Annotated in this window: 20 protein-coding genes; 12 read left to right on the top strand and 8 right to left on the bottom strand. The window is 73.5% G+C overall.

Annotation, left to right across the window (positions count from 1 at the left end):
- Positions 1 to 45 precede the first annotated feature (45 nt).
- Genes OG992_RS10075 through OG992_RS10040 form a run of 8 tightly spaced genes read left to right on the top strand, consistent with a single transcriptional unit; the run spans position 46 to position 8,724 of the window.
- Entirely contained in the window at positions 46 to 1,722 is a 1,677-nt protein-coding gene (locus OG992_RS10075) for an HAD-IIIA family hydrolase (RefSeq protein WP_266303052.1), read from the top strand.
- Positions 1,719 to 2,693, top strand: a complete 975-nt coding sequence (locus OG992_RS10070) for a glycosyltransferase (RefSeq protein ID WP_266303051.1) — start codon at positions 1,719 to 1,721, stop codon at positions 2,691 to 2,693. The genes OG992_RS10075 and OG992_RS10070 overlap by 4 nt, the downstream gene beginning before the upstream one ends.
- Complete coding sequence (locus OG992_RS10065; RefSeq protein WP_238682934.1) at positions 2,678 to 3,895, top strand: glycosyltransferase; 1,218 nt, start codon at positions 2,678 to 2,680, stop codon at positions 3,893 to 3,895. Before OG992_RS10070 ends, OG992_RS10065 begins: the two co-directional genes overlap by 16 nt.
- Positions 3,892 to 4,608, top strand: coding sequence for an SIS domain-containing protein (locus OG992_RS10060; RefSeq protein ID WP_238683027.1), 717 nt, complete (start codon positions 3,892 to 3,894; stop codon positions 4,606 to 4,608). The genes OG992_RS10065 and OG992_RS10060 overlap by 4 nt, the downstream gene beginning before the upstream one ends.
- Positions 4,609 to 4,648: 40 nt before the next feature.
- Positions 4,649 to 6,109 carry a PfkB family carbohydrate kinase gene (locus OG992_RS10055; protein WP_238682935.1) on the top strand — a complete coding sequence of 487 codons (1,461 nt, stop codon included), beginning with the start codon at positions 4,649 to 4,651 and terminating at the stop codon, positions 6,107 to 6,109.
- Positions 6,106 to 6,807 carry an SDR family oxidoreductase gene (locus tag OG992_RS10050; protein ID WP_210785226.1) on the top strand — a complete coding sequence of 234 codons (702 nt, stop codon included), beginning with the start codon at positions 6,106 to 6,108 and terminating at the stop codon, positions 6,805 to 6,807. Before OG992_RS10055 ends, OG992_RS10050 begins: the two co-directional genes overlap by 4 nt.
- A complete protein-coding gene (locus OG992_RS10045) occupies positions 6,804 to 7,757 on the top strand; it encodes a glycosyltransferase family 9 protein (protein ID WP_238682936.1) in 954 nt (317 codons plus the stop codon). The genes OG992_RS10050 and OG992_RS10045 overlap by 4 nt, the downstream gene beginning before the upstream one ends.
- Positions 7,741 to 8,724 carry a DNA topoisomerase IB gene (locus OG992_RS10040; RefSeq protein WP_238682937.1) on the top strand — a complete coding sequence of 328 codons (984 nt, stop codon included), beginning with the start codon at positions 7,741 to 7,743 and terminating at the stop codon, positions 8,722 to 8,724. The genes OG992_RS10045 and OG992_RS10040 overlap by 17 nt, the downstream gene beginning before the upstream one ends.
- A gap of 155 nt (positions 8,725 to 8,879) precedes the next feature.
- On the opposite strand, the gene OG992_RS10035 is transcribed toward OG992_RS10040, so the two are convergent.
- Together OG992_RS10035 and OG992_RS10030 are read right to left on the bottom strand one after the other, a co-directional pair.
- A complete protein-coding gene (locus OG992_RS10035) occupies positions 8,880 to 9,914 on the bottom strand; it encodes a helix-turn-helix domain-containing protein (protein ID WP_238682938.1) in 1,035 nt (344 codons plus the stop codon).
- A 9-nt stretch (positions 9,915 to 9,923) separates the two neighbouring features.
- Positions 9,924 to 10,685 carry a TetR/AcrR family transcriptional regulator gene (locus OG992_RS10030; protein WP_238682939.1) on the bottom strand — a complete coding sequence of 254 codons (762 nt, stop codon included), beginning with the start codon at positions 10,683 to 10,685 and terminating at the stop codon, positions 9,924 to 9,926.
- An 82-nt stretch (positions 10,686 to 10,767) separates the two neighbouring features.
- Here OG992_RS10030 and OG992_RS10025 point away from each other — a divergent pair, with 82 nt between their 5' ends.
- The gene (locus OG992_RS10025) at positions 10,768 to 12,357 is read left to right on the top strand and encodes an MFS transporter (RefSeq protein WP_266305184.1); all 1,590 of its coding nucleotides are present in this window, start codon (positions 10,768 to 10,770) and stop codon (positions 12,355 to 12,357) included.
- Here OG992_RS10025 and OG992_RS10020 read toward each other — a convergent pair.
- From OG992_RS10020 to OG992_RS10005, 4 genes are all read right to left on the bottom strand, one after another.
- Positions 12,347 to 12,850 (bottom strand): hypothetical protein, encoded by a 504-nt coding sequence (locus tag OG992_RS10020; protein WP_238677252.1) that lies wholly within the window; start codon positions 12,848 to 12,850, stop codon positions 12,347 to 12,349. The two genes, OG992_RS10025 and OG992_RS10020, sit on opposite strands and share 11 nt — an antisense overlap.
- A gap of 88 nt (positions 12,851 to 12,938) precedes the next feature.
- Positions 12,939 to 14,570 carry an ATP-dependent DNA helicase RecQ gene (locus tag OG992_RS10015; RefSeq protein WP_238682940.1) on the bottom strand — a complete coding sequence of 544 codons (1,632 nt, stop codon included), beginning with the start codon at positions 14,568 to 14,570 and terminating at the stop codon, positions 12,939 to 12,941.
- 73 nt (positions 14,571 to 14,643) lie between these two features.
- A complete protein-coding gene (locus OG992_RS10010) occupies positions 14,644 to 15,594 on the bottom strand; it encodes a TIGR03557 family F420-dependent LLM class oxidoreductase (protein ID WP_238682941.1) in 951 nt (316 codons plus the stop codon).
- Between the two features lie 100 nt (positions 15,595 to 15,694).
- Positions 15,695 to 15,820 (bottom strand): hypothetical protein, encoded by a 126-nt coding sequence (locus tag OG992_RS10005; RefSeq protein ID WP_255750123.1) that lies wholly within the window; start codon positions 15,818 to 15,820, stop codon positions 15,695 to 15,697.
- 217 nt (positions 15,821 to 16,037) lie between these two features.
- Here OG992_RS10005 and OG992_RS10000 point away from each other — a divergent pair, with 217 nt between their 5' ends.
- Positions 16,038 to 17,528 carry a glycoside hydrolase family 3 protein gene (locus OG992_RS10000; protein ID WP_266303050.1) on the top strand — a complete coding sequence of 497 codons (1,491 nt, stop codon included), beginning with the start codon at positions 16,038 to 16,040 and terminating at the stop codon, positions 17,526 to 17,528.
- 9 nt (positions 17,529 to 17,537) lie between these two features.
- On the opposite strand, the gene OG992_RS09995 is transcribed toward OG992_RS10000, so the two are convergent.
- Both OG992_RS09995 and OG992_RS09990 read right to left on the bottom strand, forming a co-directional pair.
- Entirely contained in the window at positions 17,538 to 17,825 is a 288-nt protein-coding gene (locus OG992_RS09995; protein WP_266303049.1) for a GNAT family N-acetyltransferase, read from the bottom strand.
- Positions 17,822 to 19,048, bottom strand: coding sequence for a cysteine desulfurase-like protein (locus OG992_RS09990; protein ID WP_266303048.1), 1,227 nt, complete (start codon positions 19,046 to 19,048; stop codon positions 17,822 to 17,824). The genes OG992_RS09995 and OG992_RS09990 overlap by 4 nt, the downstream gene beginning before the upstream one ends.
- A gap of 95 nt (positions 19,049 to 19,143) precedes the next feature.
- On the opposite strand from OG992_RS09990, the gene OG992_RS09985 reads away from it, so the two are divergent.
- Complete coding sequence (locus OG992_RS09985) at positions 19,144 to 19,509, top strand: hypothetical protein (RefSeq protein ID WP_238682945.1); 366 nt, start codon at positions 19,144 to 19,146, stop codon at positions 19,507 to 19,509.
- A gap of 59 nt (positions 19,510 to 19,568) precedes the next feature.
- The gene (locus OG992_RS09980) at positions 19,569 to 20,390 is read left to right on the top strand and encodes a DUF1206 domain-containing protein (RefSeq protein WP_238682946.1); all 822 of its coding nucleotides are present in this window, start codon (positions 19,569 to 19,571) and stop codon (positions 20,388 to 20,390) included.
- Positions 20,391 to 20,407: the final 17 nt, after the last annotated feature.

Here is a 20,407-nt window from a genome sequence, read left to right as displayed (position 1 = left end):
TCGACGACGACGTTTACTCCTCGGGGCGCAGGGAACCCGCCGGCTGTGCGACAGGACCAGGAGGATCCGTATCAGCGCAGGTCAGCCCAGGTGTACGCCGCTGCTGACCGCGCCGGTTCCGGGTCTGTCGCAAGCCCGCGAGCGGTGCTCTACGACGCGGTGCTGCTGGACCGTGACGGCACCCTGATCGAGGACGTGCCGTACAACGGCGACCCGGAGAAGGTGCGGCCGGTGCCGGGCGCGCGGGCGGCGCTGGACCGGCTGCGCGCGGCGGGGCTGCGGCTGGCGGTCGTCACGAACCAGTCGGGCCTGGCCCGCGGTTACTTCACCGGTGAGCAGATGCGGGCGGTGCACGCCCGCGTCGAGGAGCTGCTGGGCCGGTTCGACGCGTGGCTGGTCTGCCCACACGACGACGCCGACGGCTGTGGCTGCCGCAAGCCGGCGCCGGGCCTGGTGTACGCCGCCGCCCGCGAGCTGGGCACGACGCCGTCCCGTTGCGTACTCGTGGGCGACATCGGCCGGGACGTCGACGCCGCCATGGCCGCCGGGGCCGCCGGGGTGCTGGTGCCCACCCCGGTGACCCGACCGGAGGAGGTCGCCGCCGCCGGATGGGTGGCCACCGATCTGCCGGCGGCGGTGGCGGAGATCCTGCGCCGCCAACAGGCCGTGCAGCCCTCGAACCCGCCCACCGAACCGGTGCGGACGGCACTCGTGGTCCGCTCGGACTCGGCCGGTGACGTGCTGGTCACCGGCCCGGCGATCCGCGCCGTCGCGGCCGGAGCGGAGCGGGTGGTGCTGCTGTGCGGGCCGCGCGGTCGGGCCGCCGCCAACCTGTTGCCCGGCGTCGACGAGATCATCGAGCATCCGCTGCCGTGGATCGACCCCGACCCGGGGCCGGTCGACCCGGAGGCGATGCGGAGCCTGTCCGCGCGGCTGGGCGCGGTCGGCGCGGACCAGGCGGTGGTGTTCACCTCGTTCCACCAGTCCGCCCTGCCGCTGGCACTGCTGTTGCGGATGGCGGGGATCGACCGGATCGCGGCGATCAGCGACGACTATCCGGGCTCGCTGCTGGACATTCGGCACCGGGTGCCGGTGGGCGTGCCCGAACCCGAACGTGCCCTCTCCCTGGCCGCCGCCGCGGGCCACCGGCTGCCCGACGGCGACGAACCGGTCCTGCGGCTCCGCCGGGACGCCGTGCCGCCGCGTCCGGCCGACCTCGGCGATCCGGGGTACGTGGTGCTGCACCCCGGGTCGGCCGCGTCGAGCCGCGCCTGCCCGCCGGAGGTGGCCACCCGGATCGTCGGGGCGCTGGCCGACGCCGGGCACCGGGTGCTGGTCACCGGCGGCCCGCACGAGCGCGCGGTCACCGCGCGGGTCGCCGCGGCCGGCGGCACCGACCTGGGCGGCCGCACCGACCTGGCCGGGCTGGCCGCGATCGTCGCGGACGCCAGCGCGGTAGTGGTCGGCAACACCGGGCCCGCGCACCTGGCGGCTGCCGCCGGTGTGCCGGTGGTGAGTCTCTTCGCGCCGACCGTCCCGTTCGGCCAGTGGGGGCCCTACCGGGTGCCCACCGTCCGGCTCGGCGACGCCGCCGCTCCGTGCCGGGACACCCGGGCGGCCAGTTGCCCGGTCCCCGGGCACCCCTGCCTCAGCGGCGTCGACCCGGGCGACGTGGTCGACGCGCTCCGGACCCTCGCCGTCAGTGGTGGTGGCGGCCGATGAACATCCTGCTCTGGCACGTGCACGGCTCCTGGACCACGTCGTTCGTGCACGGCGGCCATCGCTACCTGATTCCCACCACACCCGACCGTGGCCCGTACGGCCTCGGCCGGGCCCGCACCTACCCGTGGCCGGACAGCGCGGTCGAGGTCAGCCCGGAGGAACTGCCCAGCGCTGACGTCGACATTGTCATCCTGCAACGCCCCGAGGAGATCGACCGGGCCGAGCAGTGGCTTCGCCGCCGCCCCGGCCGCGACCTTCCCGCGATCTACGTTGAGCACAACACTCCCAAGGGCGACGTGCCGAACACCCGCCACCCGATGGCCGACCGCGACGACCTGCTCATCGCCCACGTCACCGGGTTCAACCAGATCTTCTGGGACACCGGCGCCACCCGCACCACAGTGGTCGACCACGGCATCGTCGCCCCCTCCGCGTCCTACACCGGCGAGCTGGACCGACTCGCCGTGGTGATCAACGAGCCGGTACGGCGAGGTCGGGTCACCGGCACCGACCTGCTGCCCCAGTTCGCCGAGATCGCGCCGCTGGACGTGTTCGGCATGGGTGTCGCCGGCCTGGCCGACCACCTCGGACTGCCCGCCGACCGGCTGACCAGCCACGACGACGTGCCCCAGGAGCGGATGCACGCCGAACTGGCCCGTCGGCGGGCGTACCTGCACCTGTGCCGGTGGACCTCCCTCGGGCTGAGCCTCATCGAGGCGATGTCGATCGGCATGCCGGTCGTCGCGCTCGCCACCACCGAGGCGGTGACGGCGGTGCCCCCGGAGGCGGGGGCGCTCGCCACCCGGACCGACACCCTGCTCGACGCCGCCCGCCGGTTCATCGCCGAACCGGCCACCGCGCGGCAGGCCGGAGCGGCGGCGCGAACCGCCGCGCGCGACAGGTACGGCCTCGACCGTTTCCTCGCTGACTGGGACCGGCTGCTGGAGGAGGAAGTATGCGGATCGCGATGATCTCGGAGCACGCCAGCCCGCTCGCCGTCCTCGGAGGGGAGGACGCCGGCGGCCAGAACACGCACGTCGCGGAGCTGTCCGCCGCGCTCGCCGCCGCCGGGCACGAGGTGCGGGTCTACACCCGCCGCGACGCGCCCGACCTGCCGGTGACCGTTCGCAGCCCGGACGGGTACGACGTGGTGCACGTGCCGGCCGGCCCGGCCGAGCCGGTGGCCAAGGACGCGCTGCTGCCGCACATGCGGGAGTTCAGCACCTGGCTGATCGAGCGCTGGCGCGGCGGTGACTGGGTGCCCGAGGTGATCCACGCGCACTTCTGGATGAGCGGTCTGGCCGGGCTGACCGCCGGCCGGCAGGCCGGGGTGCCGGTGGTGCAGACGTACCACGCGCTGGGCACTGTGAAGCGCCGCTACCAGGGGGTACAGGACACCAGCCCGGCCCGACGGGTCTCCTACGAGCGGGAGCTGGGCCGCTCGGTGGACCGGATCGTCGCGCAGTGCCGCGACGAGGTGGGCGAGCTGGTCCGGATGGGTGTGCCCCGGTCCCGGATGACAGTGGTGCCCTCGGGGGTCAACCTCGCCACCTTCGCCCCGCTCGGGCCGGCAGCCGACCGGGAACCGGGACGGCCCCGCATCCTCACAGTGGGTCGGCTGGTCGAGCGCAAGGGCTTCCAGACCGTGATCCGCGCGATGGCGCTGGTCCCGGACGCCGAGTGCCTGGTCGTCGGCGGCCCACCCGAGGGGCTGTTGGAGACCGATCCGTACGCCCGCCGGCTGCGGGCCCTCGCCGAGTCGTGCGGGGTGGCCGACCGGGTGCACCTGGTCGGCGCGGTGCCCCGGGAGGAGATGGGCCGCTGGTACCGTTCGGCGGACCTGCTGGTGGCGGCGCCCTGGTACGAGCCGTTCGGGTTGACCCCGCTGGAGGCGATGGCCTGTGGGGTGCCGGTCGTCGGCACTGCCGTGGGCGGCATCCGGGACACAGTTGTCGACGGGACGACAGGTGACCTCGTGCCGGCCCGGGACCCGCGCGCGCTGGCCACCGCGATCCAGGGGCTGCTCGACGACCGGATCAGGCGTTTCGCGTACGCGACGGCGGCGCGTGAGCGGGCCCGGGAGCGGTACTCGTGGGCGGCCACCGCCGAGCGGCTTGTCGAGGTCTACAGCGAGGTGGCCGCCGTGCGCCGGCCGACCCGGGTGGTGGCCTGATGCCGACGGGCAGCCTGCTCGACACCCACCTGACGAATCTCGCGGCGGCGCTGGTGCCGTACCGACTGTGTGAGCGACAGTTGGCGCGCTGGGGGGCGGACCTGGCCCACCGGCTGGCGGCCGGGGGGCGCCTGCTGGTGGCCGGCAACGGCGGCAGCGCCGCCGAGGCCCAGCACCTCACCGCCGAGCTGGTCGGCAAGCTGCACGACGACCGTCAGCCGTTGTCCGCGATCGCGTTGCACGCCGAGACGAGCGCGCTCACCGCCATCGCCAACGACTACGGCTACACCGACGTGTACGCCCGCCAGGTGCGCGCCCACGGCCGCCCGGGCGACGTCCTGCTCTTGCTGAGCACCAGCGGAACCAGCCCCAACCTGGTCGCCGCCGCGCAGGCGGCCCGCGATGTCGGGGTGACCACCTGGGCGCTCACCGGCGCCGCCCCCAATCCGCTCGCCGACGCCTGCGACGACGTGCTGGCCGTCGCGTCCCCGGACACCCAGGTCGTCCAGGAGCTGCACCTGGTGACCAGTCATCTGCTCTGCGAGTACCTCGAACAGGAGTTGCCCGCCGCGCTGGCGGCGGTCGCCGATCCGGCGGTCGTCCACCCCGTGCCCGGGGAGCCCGCACCGGCCGGTCGGCTGCCTGCCGCGCCGGTACGCACCGGGGTCGAGGTGGTGCTCGACGGCGGGCCCGGACAGCAGGTCGACGCGTGAGCTGGACAGCAGGTCGACGCGTGAGGATGAGGAGGCAAGCGTGAGGGGACCGGTGGTGGTGCTCGGGGACACCCTGCTCGACCGGGATGTGGAAGGTGTGGTGAACCGGCTCTGCCCGGACTCCCCGGTGCCGGTGCTCGACGAGACCGTGGCCACCGACCGACCGGGGGGCGCCGGGCTGGCGGCGGTGTTCGCCGCCGCGCAGGGCGCCGAGGTGGTGCTGGTGACCGCGCTCGCCGACGACGCCGGCGGGGCCCGGCTGAGCGCTCTGCTCGCCGCCGCCGGGGTGCAGGTGTACCCACTGGCCCTCTCCGGCGCGACGCCGGAGAAGATCCGGCTGCGGGCCCGGGGGCGGGTGCTGCTGCGCCACGACCGGGGCGGCACGTCCGGGGAGCCGGGTCAGCCCTCCGACGAGGTGCTCCGGGTGATCGCCGCGGCGTCGGCGGTGCTGGTCAGCGACTACGGCCGAGGGGTGGCCCGGCAGCCCGCGCTGCGCGAGGCGTTGGCCGCCACCCGCGCGCCGGTGGTGTGGGACCCGCATCCGCGCGGCCCGGCGGCCGTGCCCGGCGTACACCTGGCCACCCCGAACGAGTCCGAGGTGCGCGAGCTGGTCCCCGCGCTGCCCGGCGCCTCCCGACTGGCCACCGCGTCCCGGGGCGCCCAGGGGCTACGGCGGCGCTGGCGGGCCGGCGCTGTCGCCGTGACGCTGGGCGGTGACGGCGCGCTGCTCTGCCACGCCGGGTCGACGCCGCTGGTGGTGCCGACGCCGGGTAGCGCCGAGGGGGACACCTGCGGCGCCGGCGACCGGTTCGCTGCGGCGGCCAGCCTCGCGCTGGCCCAGGGCGCGCTGGTCTCCGAGGCGGTGCAGGTGGCGGTCGCCGAGGCGTCCGCGTACGTGGCCGGTGGGGGAGTGGCCACGGCGCTGCCTCCGTCGGCGCCTACGGTGCGGGCCAGGAGCGCGCCGGGGCCGCGAGCCCTCCAGCCGGTACCACGAGGTGCTGCGCTGGCCGACCGGGTGGGAGTCGCCGCCGTGGCCACGCTCCTGGGTGAGGTACGCGCCGCGGGTGGCACTGTGGTGGCGACCGGCGGTTGCTTCGACCTGCTGCACGCCGGGCACGTGGCCACCCTGGAGGCGGCCCGGCAGCTCGGCGACTGCCTGATCGTCTGCCTGAACTCCGACGCCAGCGTGGCCGGGTTGAAGGGGCCGGATCGGCCGGTGCAGTCCGAAGGCGACCGGGCCCGGCTGTTGGCCGCCCTGAGCTGCGTCGACGCGGTCCTCATCTTCGACGAGCCGACCCCGGAGACGGCGTTGTCCTGGGTACGCCCCGACGTGTGGGTCAAGGGCGGCGACTACGCCACCGGCGGTGGGGACGAGAGCGCCACGCTGCCGGAGGCGGAGGTCCTGCGCCGCTGGGGTGGGAACACGGTGGTGGTGCCCTATCTGGATGGTCGTTCCACCACCGACCTGATCGTCCGCACGCTCGCGGAGCGGACCCGATGACCGCCACGCGGCCCGGCGCCGGGCCCACCGTCCTGGTCACCGGCGGCGCCAGCGGCCTCGGCGCAGCGGTGGTCGCCGCCGTGGCCGCCTCCGGTGGCCGACCGCTCGTGCTGGACCGGCAGCCGCCGGCCGACGGGGTGTCCTGGACCGAGTGCGACCTGGCCGACACGCGAGCCGCCGAAGTGGCCACCCAGCACCTCGCCGAGCAGGCCGGTGGTCTGGACGCCGTGGTGACCGCCGCCGGCACCGACGTGCCGGGCCGACTCGCCGACCTGCCCGGGGAGACCTGGGACCGGATCGTCGCCGTCGACCTGCTGGCCACCGCGGCGGTGATCCGGGCCGCGCTGCCGTTCCTGCTGACCTCCCGGGGCCGCATCGTCACCGTCGCCTCCACCCTGGGCGTCAAGGCGGTCAGCGACGCCACCGCGTACTGCGCGGCGAAGTTCGGCGTGGTGGGGTTCACCCGAGCCCTCGCCGCCGAGCTGGCCGGTCAGGTCGGCGTCACCCTGCTCATCCCGGGTGGGATGCGCACCGCGTTCTTCGACGAACGTGACCCGCAGTACAAGCCGGGGCCGGACGCGAACCTCAACGAGCCCGCCGACACCGCCGCCGCGATCATGTTCGCGCTCAACCAGCCGCCCGGTTGCGCGGTGCGCGAGATGGTGGTCTGCGCCGAGCAGGAGACCTCGTACCCGTGATCCTCGTGCTGCGCGCCCTCGGCGTCGGCGATCTGGTGACCGCGGTGCCCGCGCTGCGGGCGCTGCGGGCCGCGTACCCGTCGCGGGAGCTGACGCTCGCCGCGCCCGGCTGGCTGGCCCCGCTTGTCGACCTGGTCGGTGGCGTCGACCGGCTGGTGGACACCGCAGGGCTGGATCGCCCTCTCCGGGTGGGGTCGGCCCCGCGGGTCGCTGTCAACCTGCACGGGCGCGGCCCGCAGTCGCACCGGCTGCTCACGGCCACACGGCCCGGTCGGCTGCTCGCCTTCGCCAGCCCGGACGCCGGCTGCGCCGACGGCCCGCGCTGGGCCGCCGACGAGCACGAGGTGGACCGGTGGTGCCGGCTGCTGTCCTGGTACGACATCCCGGCCGACCGCGCCGACCTCAGCCTGCGTCGACCCGCTTCGGCAGGGCTGCCCAGTGGTGTCACAGTGCTGCACCCGGGCAGCAAGATCCCGGCCAAGCGGTGGCCCGCCGAGCGGTTCGCCGCGTTGGCCCGGGCACTGACCGACAAAGGACACCGGGTGCTGCTCACCGGCTCGGCCGACGAACGGGCGTTGGCGGCCCGGGTGGCCGAGGCGGCGGGCCTGAGTTCGGAGACCGTGCTGGCCGGCCGGACCGACCTCGGCGCGCTCGCCGCGCTGGTGGCCGACGCCCGGCTGGTGGTCAGCGGGGACACCGGGGTCGCCCACCTGGCCACCGGGTACGGCACCCCGTCGGTCGTCCTCTTCGGGCCGGTGCCACCGGCGCACTGGGGGCCACCACCGGACCGGCCACGACACCGCGTGCTCTGGGCCGGCGAGGCGGATTGGCCCAGGTGGGATGGGGTAGGAAGCCACCCGACAATGGCGGCTCTGCACCTCGACGAGGTGCTGGCCGCCGTGGCCGAGGTGGAGAGGGTGGTGCGGGTCTCCGGTGCGGTTGCGGCGTAGCGACCCGGGTCGACCGGGGTACGGACGGCGTCGGCGCGGACGGGGTTGGCTCTTCCTCGACCCGTCCGGGGCTCCGGTGCGGGATCCGGATGTCCTGACCCGGCTGCGGGAGTTGGTCATCCCGCCGGCCTGGCAGGACGTGTGGATCGCGCCGCATCCGAACGGGCACATCCAGGCGATCGGGATCGACGCGGCCGGACGCAAGCAGTACGTCTACCACCCGCGGTGGCGGGAGAAGCAGGACGAGGCGAAGTTCGACCACATGCTGGAGGTGGCCCGGCGGCTGCCGGCGCTGCGCGAACGGGTGGGGCGCGACCTGGACGGCCGTGGACTGGGCCGGGACCGGGTGCTGGCGACGGTGACCCGCCTGCTGGACATGGGGATGTTCCGGGTCGGCAGTGACCAGTACGCGAACGGCGACGACCCGACGTACGGGGTGTCCACCCTGCGCCCCGAGCATGCCCGGTCCCGGCGCGGCTGCGTGGTGTTCGTGTTTCCCGCGAAGGGGGGCATCGAGCAGGTACGCCGGATCGAGGACCCGGAGCTGTGCCAGGTGCTGGTGAATCTGCGCCGTCGCCGGCGATGGGCGGACCGGCTGTTCGGCTACTGGGACGGCCGGGAGTGGCGCGACGTGCGCAGCGACGAGGTCAACGGATACCTGCGCGACGCCAGCGGTGGGGAGATGACCGCGAAGGACTTCCGTACCTGGCACGCCACTGTGCTCGCGGCCACCGAGTTGGCCACCGCCGGTCCGGCCCGCTCGGTGACCGCCCGGCGTAAGGCGGTGGTCGCCGTGATGCGTGAGGTGGCGGAGCTGCTGGGCAACACACCGACGGTGGCGCGGGCGTCCTACGTGGACCCACGGGTGGTCGACCTCTACCACGACGGGGTGGTGGCGTCGGTGGATCCGCAGACGCCTCGCGAGGAGGCGGAACAGGTCGTCCTGAAGCTGCTGGAGGGGGCCTGACCGGCCCCGTCGGCGGTCCTGGGGGGAAGCGCGACGGGGCCGGAGCCTCGGGCGTCAGCGGGGTGCCACCGGGCGGCCGCCCGCCGCTCGCGCGGCGGGCGCCTCGCCACGGCCCCCGTTGGCGGCAGACCAGTGACGGCCGGCCGCGTTGGGTGTCAGTCTGCCGGCAGCGAGTTGACAGTGGACGCCTGGCGGTTGACGATCCGCGCCAAATCCGAGCCACTGTCGCGGTGGTCCTGCGGGGTGGTGCCGTACGCGGCCCGGAATGCCCGGCTGAAGTGGGCCTTGTCGGGGAACCCCCACCGCGCCGCGACGGTCTGCACGGGCTGATTGCGCAGCGCCGGGTCGGTCAGGTCGCGCCGGCACCGGGCGAGCCGCAGATCCCGGATGTACGACGCCACAGTGGCGTCCTCGGCCTCGAACAACCGGTGCAGGGACCGCACCGAGATGTGGTGGGCGTCGGCGACGACCTGCGGGCCGAGCGTCGCGTCGCCGAGGTGGCGGTGGATGTACGACTGCACCTGGGTGAGCAGCGCGCGGCGGCGGACCTCGGTGGGTACGGCGTCCTCGGCGACGAGGTGCCGGCCGAGCATGGTGGTGGCCAGGTCGAGCCCCACCGCGCCGAGCCGGCTGGCGTCGGCGGCATGGTACTGCTCGGGGTGCCCTGTCACCTGGAGCAGGAACTGCGCCAGCAGCGCCCCGATCCCCTCGCTGCCGGACATCTGGCCCCCGTAGAGCGCGGCCATCCGCTGTGGTGTCAGTGGCAGGGCGGAGTGCGGGATCATCGTGACGATCGAGCTGGCCTGGTCCCGGTCGGGCTCGGTGGCGTGGTGACAGACGTCGTGCGGCCGGGACGCGTCGTAGAAGGTGAAGTTGCCGGCCAGAATCTCGCTGCGGCGGCCGCCCTGGCTGGACGTGCCGATGCCGCCGGTGGTGAGGGCGAGGATGTACAGCTCCGGGTCGGCCTGACGGACCAGCTTCGGGGTCCGGGTGGCATCCAGGGACGGGTATTCGTACTGCACCAACTGGATCGGGCCGAGCGCTATGAAGTCGGCGCGGGCGGCGAAGTCGTCGGTGTGCGCGGACTGCATGCGCAGCGGCACCGAGGTGCGCGCCACCAGGTCCAGCCACATGCCGAACCGTTCGCCCGGTGGCAGGACCCTGGTGTCGATGGTGTCTCTCGGCAGCATGGAACTCCCTCAGCCCGTTCGGCGGCGGATCAGCGCCTCGACGCCGTCGAGGATCCGGTCCAGGCCGAAGGTGAACTCGTCGTCGGGGTCGTCGTCCTGGGCGAGCACGCCGGCGCTCAGCACCCGGTGTAGCGCGGGGAAGCGGGCCGGGTCGATGAGTCGGGCCACCAGCCGGCCGTACGCCGGCATCATCTCGCTGGGCTCGACGCCGGCCGCCCGGCTGCCCTCGGCGACCTGCGAGGTGAGGGTGGCCTCGTTGCGGACGTACCCGGTGATCAGCAGGAGCACCGACATCTTCTCGCCCTCGCCGAGCGCGGTGCCGTCGAGGCAGCGCAGCCCGTCCTCCATCCAGCCGAGCTGCTGCGGGGTGATCGGTGGGCCGCTGATCGGCACGTGCAGCAGCCAGGACCGTTGCCGCAGTGCCTCGTGCTCGGCCCAGGCCCACCGGGTGAGGGCGGCGCGCCAGTCGTCCTCCGGCGCGGGCGGTCCGGGGGGTGGCCCGTACCCGGTGTCCACCATGAGCATGAGCAGCTCGTCCTTCGAGCCGACGTACCGGTAGAGGGCCATGGTCGCGGCGCCCAACTCCTTGGCCACGCGGCTCATCGAGACGGCCGCCAAGCCGTCGGCGTCGGCCACGCGTACGGCGGCGTCCACGATGGTGGGCACGCTCATTCCCGGCCGGGGGCCCTTGGGTGGTCGCTCCCGTAGCCCCCACGCGCTCTCGATGGACGCCGGGAGCACGGGCCCGCTGTCGTCTGTCTTCGCCGCCACATTTCCTCCTTGCCCCGCCATCCTAGTTCTGCGTATGGTCTACGCATAACAGCGTACGACATACGCAGAAGGGGAAGTGACCATGATGATCACCACCACACCGGCACCGCGAGCGGGCCGGCGGGAGTGGATCGGGCTCACGGTGCTGATGCTGCCGCTGCTCCTGGTCTCGATGGACGTGTCGGTGCTCTACTTCGCCGTCCCGTTCATCAGCGCGGAGTTGCGCCCCACCGCCACCGAGCAACTGTGGATCTTCGACATCTACGGCTTCGTGCTGGCCGGGCTGCTCATCACCATGGGCGCCCTGGGTGACCGGATCGGCCGACGCCGGCTCCTGCTGATCGGCGCCATCGCGTTCGGGGCGGCGTCGCTGCTGGCCGCGTACGCCGACAGCACCGCGACGCTGATCGCCGCGCGTGCCGTGCTCGGCGTCGGTGGGGCCACCCTGATGCCCTCGACGCTCGCCCTGGTGCGCAACATGTTCCACGACGCCAGGCAGCGCGGCACCGCCATCGCCATCTGGACCGCCACCCTCACCGGCGGCATCGCGATCGGCCCGGTGCTCAGCGGCATCCTGCTGGAGCACTTCTGGTGGGGCTCGATCTTCCTCATCAACATCCCGGCGATGCTGATGCTGCTCCTGCTCGCCCCCCTCCTGGTGCCCGAGTTCCGCAACCCGGCGACCGGGCGGTTCGACCTGGTCAGCGCCGCACTGTCGCTCGGCGCCCTGCTGCCGGTGATCTACGGCATCAAGGAGATGGCCCGCGACGGCCTCAGCCCGGTGCGGGTGCTCGCCATCGTCGGCGGTCTGCTGGTGGGGGCGCTGTTCCTGCACCGGCAGCGGACCCGGGCGTACCCGATGGTCGACCTCGCGCTGTTCCGCCGTCGCGGCTTCGCCGGGTCGCTCGCTGTGAACCTGCTGGCGATGTTCGCCATCGTCGGCTTTGCCATCTTCACCACCCAGCACCTCCAGTTGGTGCTCGGCCTGAGCCCGCTGCGGGCGGCGCTGTGGAGCCTCGTGCCGTCCCTCGCCGTGGGTGGAATCGTGCCGGCCGCCGCCGCCCTCGCCCAGCGCGTCGAACGGGCGTACCTGATCGGTGCGGGGTTCGGGATCGCCGTGGTCGGCTTCGTGGTCCTGACCCGGGTCACGCCGGAGACGCCGCTGTGGCTGCTGCTCGTCGGCGTCAGTGTCTACGCGGGTGGCCTGGTGATGGTGATGTCCCTCGTCACCGAGCTGGTCCTCGGCGCGGCGCCGCCGGAGCAGGCCGGTGTCGCGTCGGCGCTGACCGAGTCCAGCAGCGAGCTGGGCGGTGCGCTGGGAATGGCGATCCTGGGCAGCGTGGGCGCGGCGGTCTACCGCCGCGAGGTCGTCGACGGCCTGCCGGCCGGACTGCCCGCCGACGCCGGAGCCGCGGCCGAGGAGACCCTGGCCGGTGCGCTCGCGGTCGCCCAGGGGCTGCCGGCGGAGCTGGCCGACGCCGTGCGGCACGCCGCCGCTGTCGCGTTCACCGACGGGCTGCACCTGGCCGCGTACGCCGCCATGGCGGTGATGCTGCTGGGCGCGGTCACCGCGCTGGTCGGGCTGCGCGGCGTCCGACCGGCCGACTCCACGGCGCTCGCCGTCGAGCCGACCGGTCCGGCCGACACGTCGCTGTCGTCGGTCAGTCGATGAGTACGTGCGCGAGCCGGTCGCGGAAACGCCGCTCGGAGTCGCTGACCGACTCGCCGCCGATGCCCAGCAGCCCACCGCTGGACGCGGCGCCCACCACCTGCTCGGCGATCTTCACGAGCCAGTGCTTGTACGCGCCGGCCTCGCCCTCGTCGACCCGCGCGGCCAGCAACGCGCCGGCCTCGCCGGCCCGCAGCAGCACGTCGTCGATGTACGCCCCGGGGTCGGCGGGCGCGATGGCCGGCAACTCCTCGCCGGTGTCCGGGTCACCGACCCGGGTGACGATCTCGCCGGCCACGGCGGCGACCAGCGGGCTGGCCGACTCCCGGCCGGCGGCGATGGTCTCCAGCCCGGCCGCGTTCTCCGCCATGGTCCGGCGGGTGCCGTCGGACTCGGCGGCGCTCGCCGCGGTCAGCACCGACTGCGGCAGGCCGACCAGCAACCCCCACTCCTCGTCGGAGAAACCGAACCCGGTGTACGCCGGCTGCTCGATCACGACAACGCCCCTTCCGCCCTGCTCTGCTTGGTCAATCGATGCTCTGGTTGGTCGATCCACCGGGCCCGAAACCGGCGCCCGGGTCAGGCTAGTCCAGGGTCAGCAGGCCCTGTTCGGACACCACGCGCACCGACAACGTCTTGTACCCGACCTCCTCGAAGAGGACCGTCATCTTGTCCTCCTCGTAGGAGAGCACCATGCCGGACCCCCACTCCGGGTGCCGCACCTGGCTGTGCACCGGGAACGGACCCACAGCGCCCTGGTCGGCCACGCTGGTGCCGTTGTGGCAGTTGTCGCAGTGGCCGCAGACCTGCGTCATCTGCTCGCCGAAGTAGGCCAGCAGGGTCTGCCCCCGGCAGGCCCGGGTCTCGGCGAAGGCCCGCATCATGTCGGTGCGCGACCGGGTCACTGTCTGCTGCCGCTCCGCCTCGGCCAGCGCCGCGGCGGCGGCGTCGGTCGGGGTGGGGGAGTAACGGGGCGCGCCGATGCGCTGTCGTGCGCGCGGTTCGGCCGCCCCGACCTGCTCCAACAGGGAGAGGTACTGGCCAAGCTTGCGTGGCCCGAGGCCGGTGGTCTCGCGCAGTTCGGTCTTGGTGGCCGGCTTGCGGCGCAGCAGCGCGGCGAGGTCGCGCAGCTCGTCGACGTCGGGCAGGCCGCCGCTGAAGAACCGTTGCAGGCCCACGTCCTCGGCCTGCCAGAGCAGCAGCACCCGGGCTGGTTGCCCGTCGCGGCCGGCCCGGCCGATCTCCTGGAAGTAGCTGTCCGGCGAGTCGGGCAGCGCCATGTGCACCACCCAGGCGATGTTCGGCTTGTCGATGCCCATGCCGAACGCCGAGGTCGCCACCATGATGGGGACCTCGTCGGCGAGGAACGCCTCGTGCAGTTCGTGGCGTGCGCCGGCCGCCATCCCACCGTGGTAGAACTGCGTCGGGTAGCCGGCGTCGGTCAACCGGGTGGCCAACTCCTCGGCGGCGCGACGGGTCGGCACGTAGATGATCCCGGGCCGTTCGTCGTCGCTCAGCAGTGCGATCAGTCGCCGCCACCGGTAGTCCTCGGTGGGGCAGTGCGCGACCTCGACGAACAGGTTCGGCCGGTCCAGCCCGGAGACCACCACCTCCGGGTCGCGCAGCCGCAGCCGGGCGACGATGTCGTCGCGTACCGGAGGGGAGGCGGTGGCGGTCAGCGCGACCACCGGCGGTCGGCCGATGCCGTCGATGAGGTGCCCGAGGGCCAGGTAGTCGGGGCGGAAGTCGTGCCCCCACGCGGAGATGCAGTGCGCCTCGTCGATCGCCACCAGGGCCGGCTTCAGCGCGGCGACCTCGGCCATCCGGTCCGGGTTGCTGAGCTGTTCCGGGGTGATGAAGAGGAACTCCGCCCGCCCCTCGCGGATCTCGGTGATCGCCTCCGCCTGCTGGGTGGGCGACTCGTTCGAGCTGATCCGCACCGCCCGCAGCTCCGGGCGTTGCCGCTCGTTGAGGGAGGCGATCTGGTCCTGCTGGAGGGCCAGCAGCGGGGAGATCACCACTGTGGGGCCGGGGATCAGGCTGGCCGGGATCTGGTAGATCGCCGACTTGCCGGCGCCGGTGGGCAACACCACCAGGGCGTCGCGTCGCTTCATCACGGCCCGCATGGCGGCCAGTTGGTTGGGCCGTAGCGCCTTCCAGCCGAAAAGGCTGCGGGCCGCGCGGCGCAACGTCATCGAGTGCGTGGACAGTTTCATCGAGGGCCGGAGGTACCCGAGCCCATGACCGCCGAAACGCATTCGGACAATCATGGGCCCGTTGATCGTCGGCTCAACGCAGGCGGGGCAGGACCTCGCGCTGGTAGAGGTCGAACAGGCCCTGGTAGTGCGGGCCGGTGTTGGCCACGTACACCTCGTCGAAGCCGGCCTTGGCGTACTGGTCGATCATCTCCAGGTGCGCGTCGGCGCTGTTGCCGCAGACGAACGCCTCCTTCAACATCTCCGGCTTGACCAGCTCGGCGGCCTGCTCGAAGTGGCGCGGCGAGGGCAGCACCTGGGACAGCTCACCCGGCACCCCCGCGTTGGGCCAGCGCTCGTACGCGATGCGCATGCCCTCGTCCTCGCTGTCCGCGTACGCCGCCTTGAAGCCGGCCTGGCACGGCTTGTCGCCGCCGCCGTTCTCGCGGAAGCGTCGGACCATCTCGCCGTCGGGCATCGTGCTCACGTAGCCGTCACCGATCCGGGCGGCCAGGTCGATGGCCTTCGGGCCGAAGCCGGAGACGTAGATCGACGGTGGGGTGTCGGGCAGCGTGTAGATCCGCGCGTTCTCCACTGTGTAGTGCTTGCCGTGGTGATTGACGAAGCCGCCGTCCCACAGGGCGCGCAGCACCTCGACGGCCTCCTCCAGCATCTCCAGCCGGACGTCGGCCTGCGGCCAGGCGTCGCCGAAGATGTGCTCGTTGAGCGCCTCGCCGGTGCCGACGCCGAGCACGAAGCGCCCACCGTGCAGCACCGCGCTGGTCGCCGCCGCCTGCGCGATCACGGCCGGGTGGATCCGCACGGTGGGGCAGGTCACCGCAGTGGTCACCGGCAGCGAGCAGACCTGGCTGAGCGCGCCGATCATCGACCAGACGAACGGGCTCTGGCCCTGAGCGTCCACCCACGGGTGGTAGTGGTCGGAGATCCACAGCGCCTCGAAGCCGGCCCGTTCGGCACCGCGCGCCTGCTCCAGCAACTCGGCTGGCGTGAACTCCTCACTGGACAGGAAATATCCGATCTTCATGGCTTACCCCTTCGGCACGCGGACCTGCTGATGGGGAGAGCCGTACCCCGGTCACGGTCGGCCACACCCGGCCGGCCGGGCCCGGGTCGGCCGGGCTCGCTCAGCGTCGACCGAACATCGCCCGGATCGCGGCGAGGAGCAGCAGGGCGCCGACCACCAGGCCGAGCAGGCGTACGCCGGGGATGTCGGCCGGGCTCGTCGCGTCGGCCAGCAGGACGGGATCCATCCCCGCACTCTCCCCGGGGAGCGGGCCGCCAGGCAACTGTAAGGTTTATTGACTATTGAATCGCTCAGTGTGACCATGGCAGGACCGCCTGCCGGTGGCGGTGCGCCGAGGGCGCGCGAGAGATGGGGTACGGGGGCCGCATGAGCGAGCGCAACCAGCGGATCGACGGGGGCGCACCGTCGCCGGTGATCGACACCGATCACTGCAAGGGGGCGGCGTGACACCGACGACCGGACACCTCCCGGCGCTCGCCGCCGCCGTCCTGCAACCCGGCTTCGTCGGCACCACCCCACCACCATGGGTGTGCCGCTGGCTCGGCGAGGGTCTCGGCTCGGTGGTGCTCTTCGCCCGCAACGTCGTCGACACCGAGCAGGTGGCCGCCCTCACCGCGACGCTGCGCGCGGAACTGCCGGACGTCATAGTGGCCATCGACGAGGAGGCCGGCGACGTCACCCGACTGGAGTCGGTGCACGGCAGCTCCCGGCCCGGCAACTTCGCCCTCGGCGCGGTCGACGACCCGGAGCTGACCGAGGCCGTCGCCCGGGACCTCGGCGCCGAGCTGGCCGGGGCGGGGATCACCCTCAACTACGCCCCGGACGCCGACGTCAACTCCAACCCCGCGAACCCGGTGATCGGCGTCCGATCCTTCGGCGCCGACCCGGCGCTGGTCGCGCGACACACCGCCGCCTGGGTCCGCGGGCTCCAGGCCGGCGGCGTCGCGGCCTGCGCCAAACACTTCCCCGGGCACGGCGACACCAGGGTCGACTCACACCACGACCTGCCCCGGATCACCGCCGACCGGGACCGGCTGGACGCCTGCGAACTGGCCCCGTTCCGCGCCGCCGTGGCCGCCGGGGTGCAGGCGGTGATGACCGGTCACCTGCTGGTGCCCGCGCTCGACCCGCACCTGCCGGCGACGCTGAGTCAGCGAATCCTGGGCGGGTTGCTCCGCGACGAGCTGGGCTTCTCCGGCGTGGTGGTCACCGACGCGATGGAGATGCGCGCGGTCGCCGACCGGTACGGCTTCGCCGGGGCGACGGTCCGCGCCCTCGCCGCCGGGGCCGACGCCATCTGCATCGGTGGCGAACGGGCCGACGAGCAGGCCGCCCGCGAGCTGCGCGACGCCATCGTCGCCGCCGTCATCTCCGGTGAGCTGCCCGAGGAACGTCTCGCCGAGGCCGCCAAGCGCGTCGGTCAACTCGCCGCCTGGACGGTGGCCGCCCGCAGCGCCGGCTCGGCCGGAGCGCGCGCCGCCGCCGACGTCGGCCTGGTCGCCGCCCGCCGGGCCGTCCGGGTCACCGCCGCCCCGGGCACGACCGTCGCGCTGCCCCTGACCCGCGCGGCACACGTCGTCGAGTTCGAGCCGCTGCGCAACATCGCCATCGGCGCCGAGACCCCGTGGGGCATCGGCGGACCGCTGACCGAGCTGCTGCCCGGCACCAGCACGGTCCGCTACGCCGAACGCGACGTGCCGGCGGACCCGGGCGCCGGGGCGGGCAGCCGTCCCCTGGTCCTGGTCGTCCGCGACCAGCACCGGCACGACTGGATGCGCGACGCCGTGCACCGCGCGTTGGCAGCCCGGCCGGACGCCGTCGTGGTCGAGTTGGGCGTGCCCGAGCTGGTCACCGGGGCGGTGCACCTGGCCACCCACGGCGCCACCCGGGCCAGCGGGCAGGCCGCCGCCGAGGTGCTCACCGGCGCCCGCTGACGGCCCGCGCTACGGAAGGTCGGCGACCAGGTCGGCGTAGTCGGGGTGCTTGTCGATGAACGCGGCCATGAAGGGGCACTGCGGCACCAGTGTCGTGCCGCGTGCCCGGAGCTGGTCCAGGGTGCCGCGGATCAGCGTGCCGCCCACCCCCTTGCCCTGAAAGCCCCGGTCCACCTCGGTGTGGGTGAAGACCAGGACCTCCCCGCGCGGCAGGTACGCGGTGAAGCCGGCCAGCGCGTCGTCGACAAGGATCTCGAAGCGGTGCTTCGCCGGGTTGTCCTCGACCAGGGTGCTCATCCGGCCATTCTCCCCGCCCGCTCGGCCAGCGCGTCGAGTTCGCCGAGCAACCGATCCACCTCGTCGGCCGTGTTGTAGTGGTAGATGCTGGCCCGCACCGCGCCGCCGCTGTCGCGCAGACCCATCAGCTGGAAGTACTCGTAGGCGTAGTAGTCGCCGACCGAGAGGCAGAACCCGGCGGCGCCCAACGCCTCCTGGGTGGCCGCCGGGGACATCCCGGCGACCCGGAACGAGACGGTCGGGCAGCGCCGCGCCGGCGAGCCGTAGACGGTGATCGCCGGCCGCTGCGCCAGCCCGGCGAGCAGCCGGTCCAGCAGTGCCTCCTCGTGCGCCTGGGCGGCGGCCAGCCCGACCCGCACCCGGGCCCGCCGATCCCCGACCGCGTCCGGGTCCAGCCCCGCCAGGTGATCCACCGCCGCGGCCACCCCGGCCAGCAGCGGGAAGCTCGGCGTGCCGTACTCGAACCGGTCCGGCACCGCGTCGGAGGACGGCACCAGCTTCGCCGGGCGCAACGCCGCCCACCGGTCCGGGTCCGCCACCATCGCCGCCAGGTGCGGGCCGGACCACTTGTACGCGCTGGTGACCAGCACGTCGGCGCCGAGCGAGGCCAGGTCGGTCGGCCCGTGCGGCACCGAGTGCACCCCGTCGACGTGGACCAGGGCGCCGACCGCGTGCGCTGTCTTGGCGATCGCCGACACGTCCGGCATGGTGCCGATGGCGTTACTACCGGCGGTCACCGCGACCAGGCGAGTCCGCTCACCCACCAGGTCCGCGTACTGGGCCGCGGGCAGCTCACCGGTCTGCCGGTCGACCTCGGCCCAGCGCACCGTCGCGCCGGCCGCCTCGGCGGCCTGCACCCACGGCCGCACGTTCGCGTCGTGGTCGAGCCGGGAGACCACCACCTCGTCACCCGGGCGCCAGGCCGCGCCGAGCGTGCGAGCCAGGGTGTACGTCAGCGCGGTAGCGCTCGGCCCGAGCACCACCCCGGCCGGGTCGGCGCCGAGCAGGTCGGCCACCGCCGAGCGGGCCTCGGCGACCAGCTCCAACGACCGGCGGCCCGGGAGGAAGGCGGCGCTGCGGTTGCCGACCGCCGACCGCATGGCATCGGTGACCGCGTCGATCACGCCGGCAGCGGTCTGGGTGCCGCCGGCACCGTCGAAGTGGACGAAGCCCTCGGTCAGAGCGGGGTACGCGGCCCGGGTGCGGGCGATGTCGAACGGCATGTCCGGACCCTAGCCGGTGCTCCTCGTACGCTGGTCGGCCGCCAGGTGATCACCGTTGGGCGGCGACGTCGCGGATGTCTCGTACTCTTGGCGAGGTGACGAACCGACCCGCCACCATGCCCATTCCTTCCGTCCGCCGCGCCGCCGGTCTCTTCGCCGGTCTGGCGCTCGGCCTCGCCGTGCTCGCCGGGTGCAGCTCCCAGGGCGCCTCCACCGACTGTTCGGTGGACGCCTGCACCGTCACCTTCGAGCGGGGTGTCGACGCGAGGACCACCATCCTGGGCGTCGAGGCCAAGTTGGTCGGCGCCGAGGGTGACCAGGTGACCGTCGAGGTCGCCGGTGAGCAGCTCACCCTCACCACCGGGCAGCAGGCCGCCGAGGCCGGGGGCTTCGCTGTCACGCTGGACAGCGTGACCGACCAGCAGGTCAAGATTCGCGTATCGCGCAACCCGGGCAGCTGACCTGGGCGGGCGGCGGTGGCCGACGTTTGGGAATCTTCAGAATCGGAGATTGTGACGCCATGTCACTCACCCGTAGCGCCGAAGCCACCGCCTCCCGTACGGCGGACAGCCGGTGGCTGGAACTCCTCGCCCGGGCCGGCTTCATCGGCTACGGCATCGTCCACCTCCTCTTCGCCTGGTTGGCGTTGCAGATCGCGTTCGGTACGTCGTCCGACGACGGCGACCAGTCCGGCGCGCTGCGTACCCTCTCCGCACAGCCCCTCGGCAAGTTCCTGGTCATCGCCGTCGCTGTCGGCCTGCTCGCGATGGCGATCTGGCAGGCGCTGGAGGCAGCGGTCGGGCACCGCGCCGAGCGCGGCAAGGAGCGGGTCATGGAACGGCTCGCCTCGGCCGGCCGGACCATCGTCTACCTCTACTTCGCCTGGACCGCCTTCAAGGTCTTCAAGGACGCGGGGTCGAACAGCGCCGACCAGCAGGAGGCGTTGACCGGCAAGCTGATGACCTCCAGCGGTGGCCGCTGGCTGGTCGGCCTGGCCGGGCTGGTCGTCGCCGCGATCGGCATCGGTCTGGTGATCTACGGTGCCCGCAAGAAGTTCGAGAAGCACCTCAAGACCGGCGAGATGAGCCCGAAGACCCGCCAGCTCGCCCGCCGGCTGGGCATGGCCGGATACATCGCCAAGGGCGTCGCGTACGGCATCGCCGGTCTGCTGGTCATCGTGGCGGCGGTGAACTACGACCCGGAGAAGGCCCGTGGTCTGGACGCCGCGCTGCACACCCTGCGTGAGCAGTCCTACGGCATGTTCCTGCTGACCCTTGTCGCCCTCGGCATCGCCGCCTTCGGCGTCTACTGCTTCCTCCAGTCCCGGTACCGCAAGGTCTGAACTGGTCGATTCCCGGG

The sequence above is a fragment of the Micromonospora sp. NBC_00362 genome (genome assembly GCF_026342155.1).
Lineage (GTDB): Bacteria > Actinomycetota > Actinomycetes > Mycobacteriales > Micromonosporaceae > Micromonospora > Micromonospora hortensis.
This window is presented reverse-complemented; position numbering and strand designations above follow the sequence as displayed.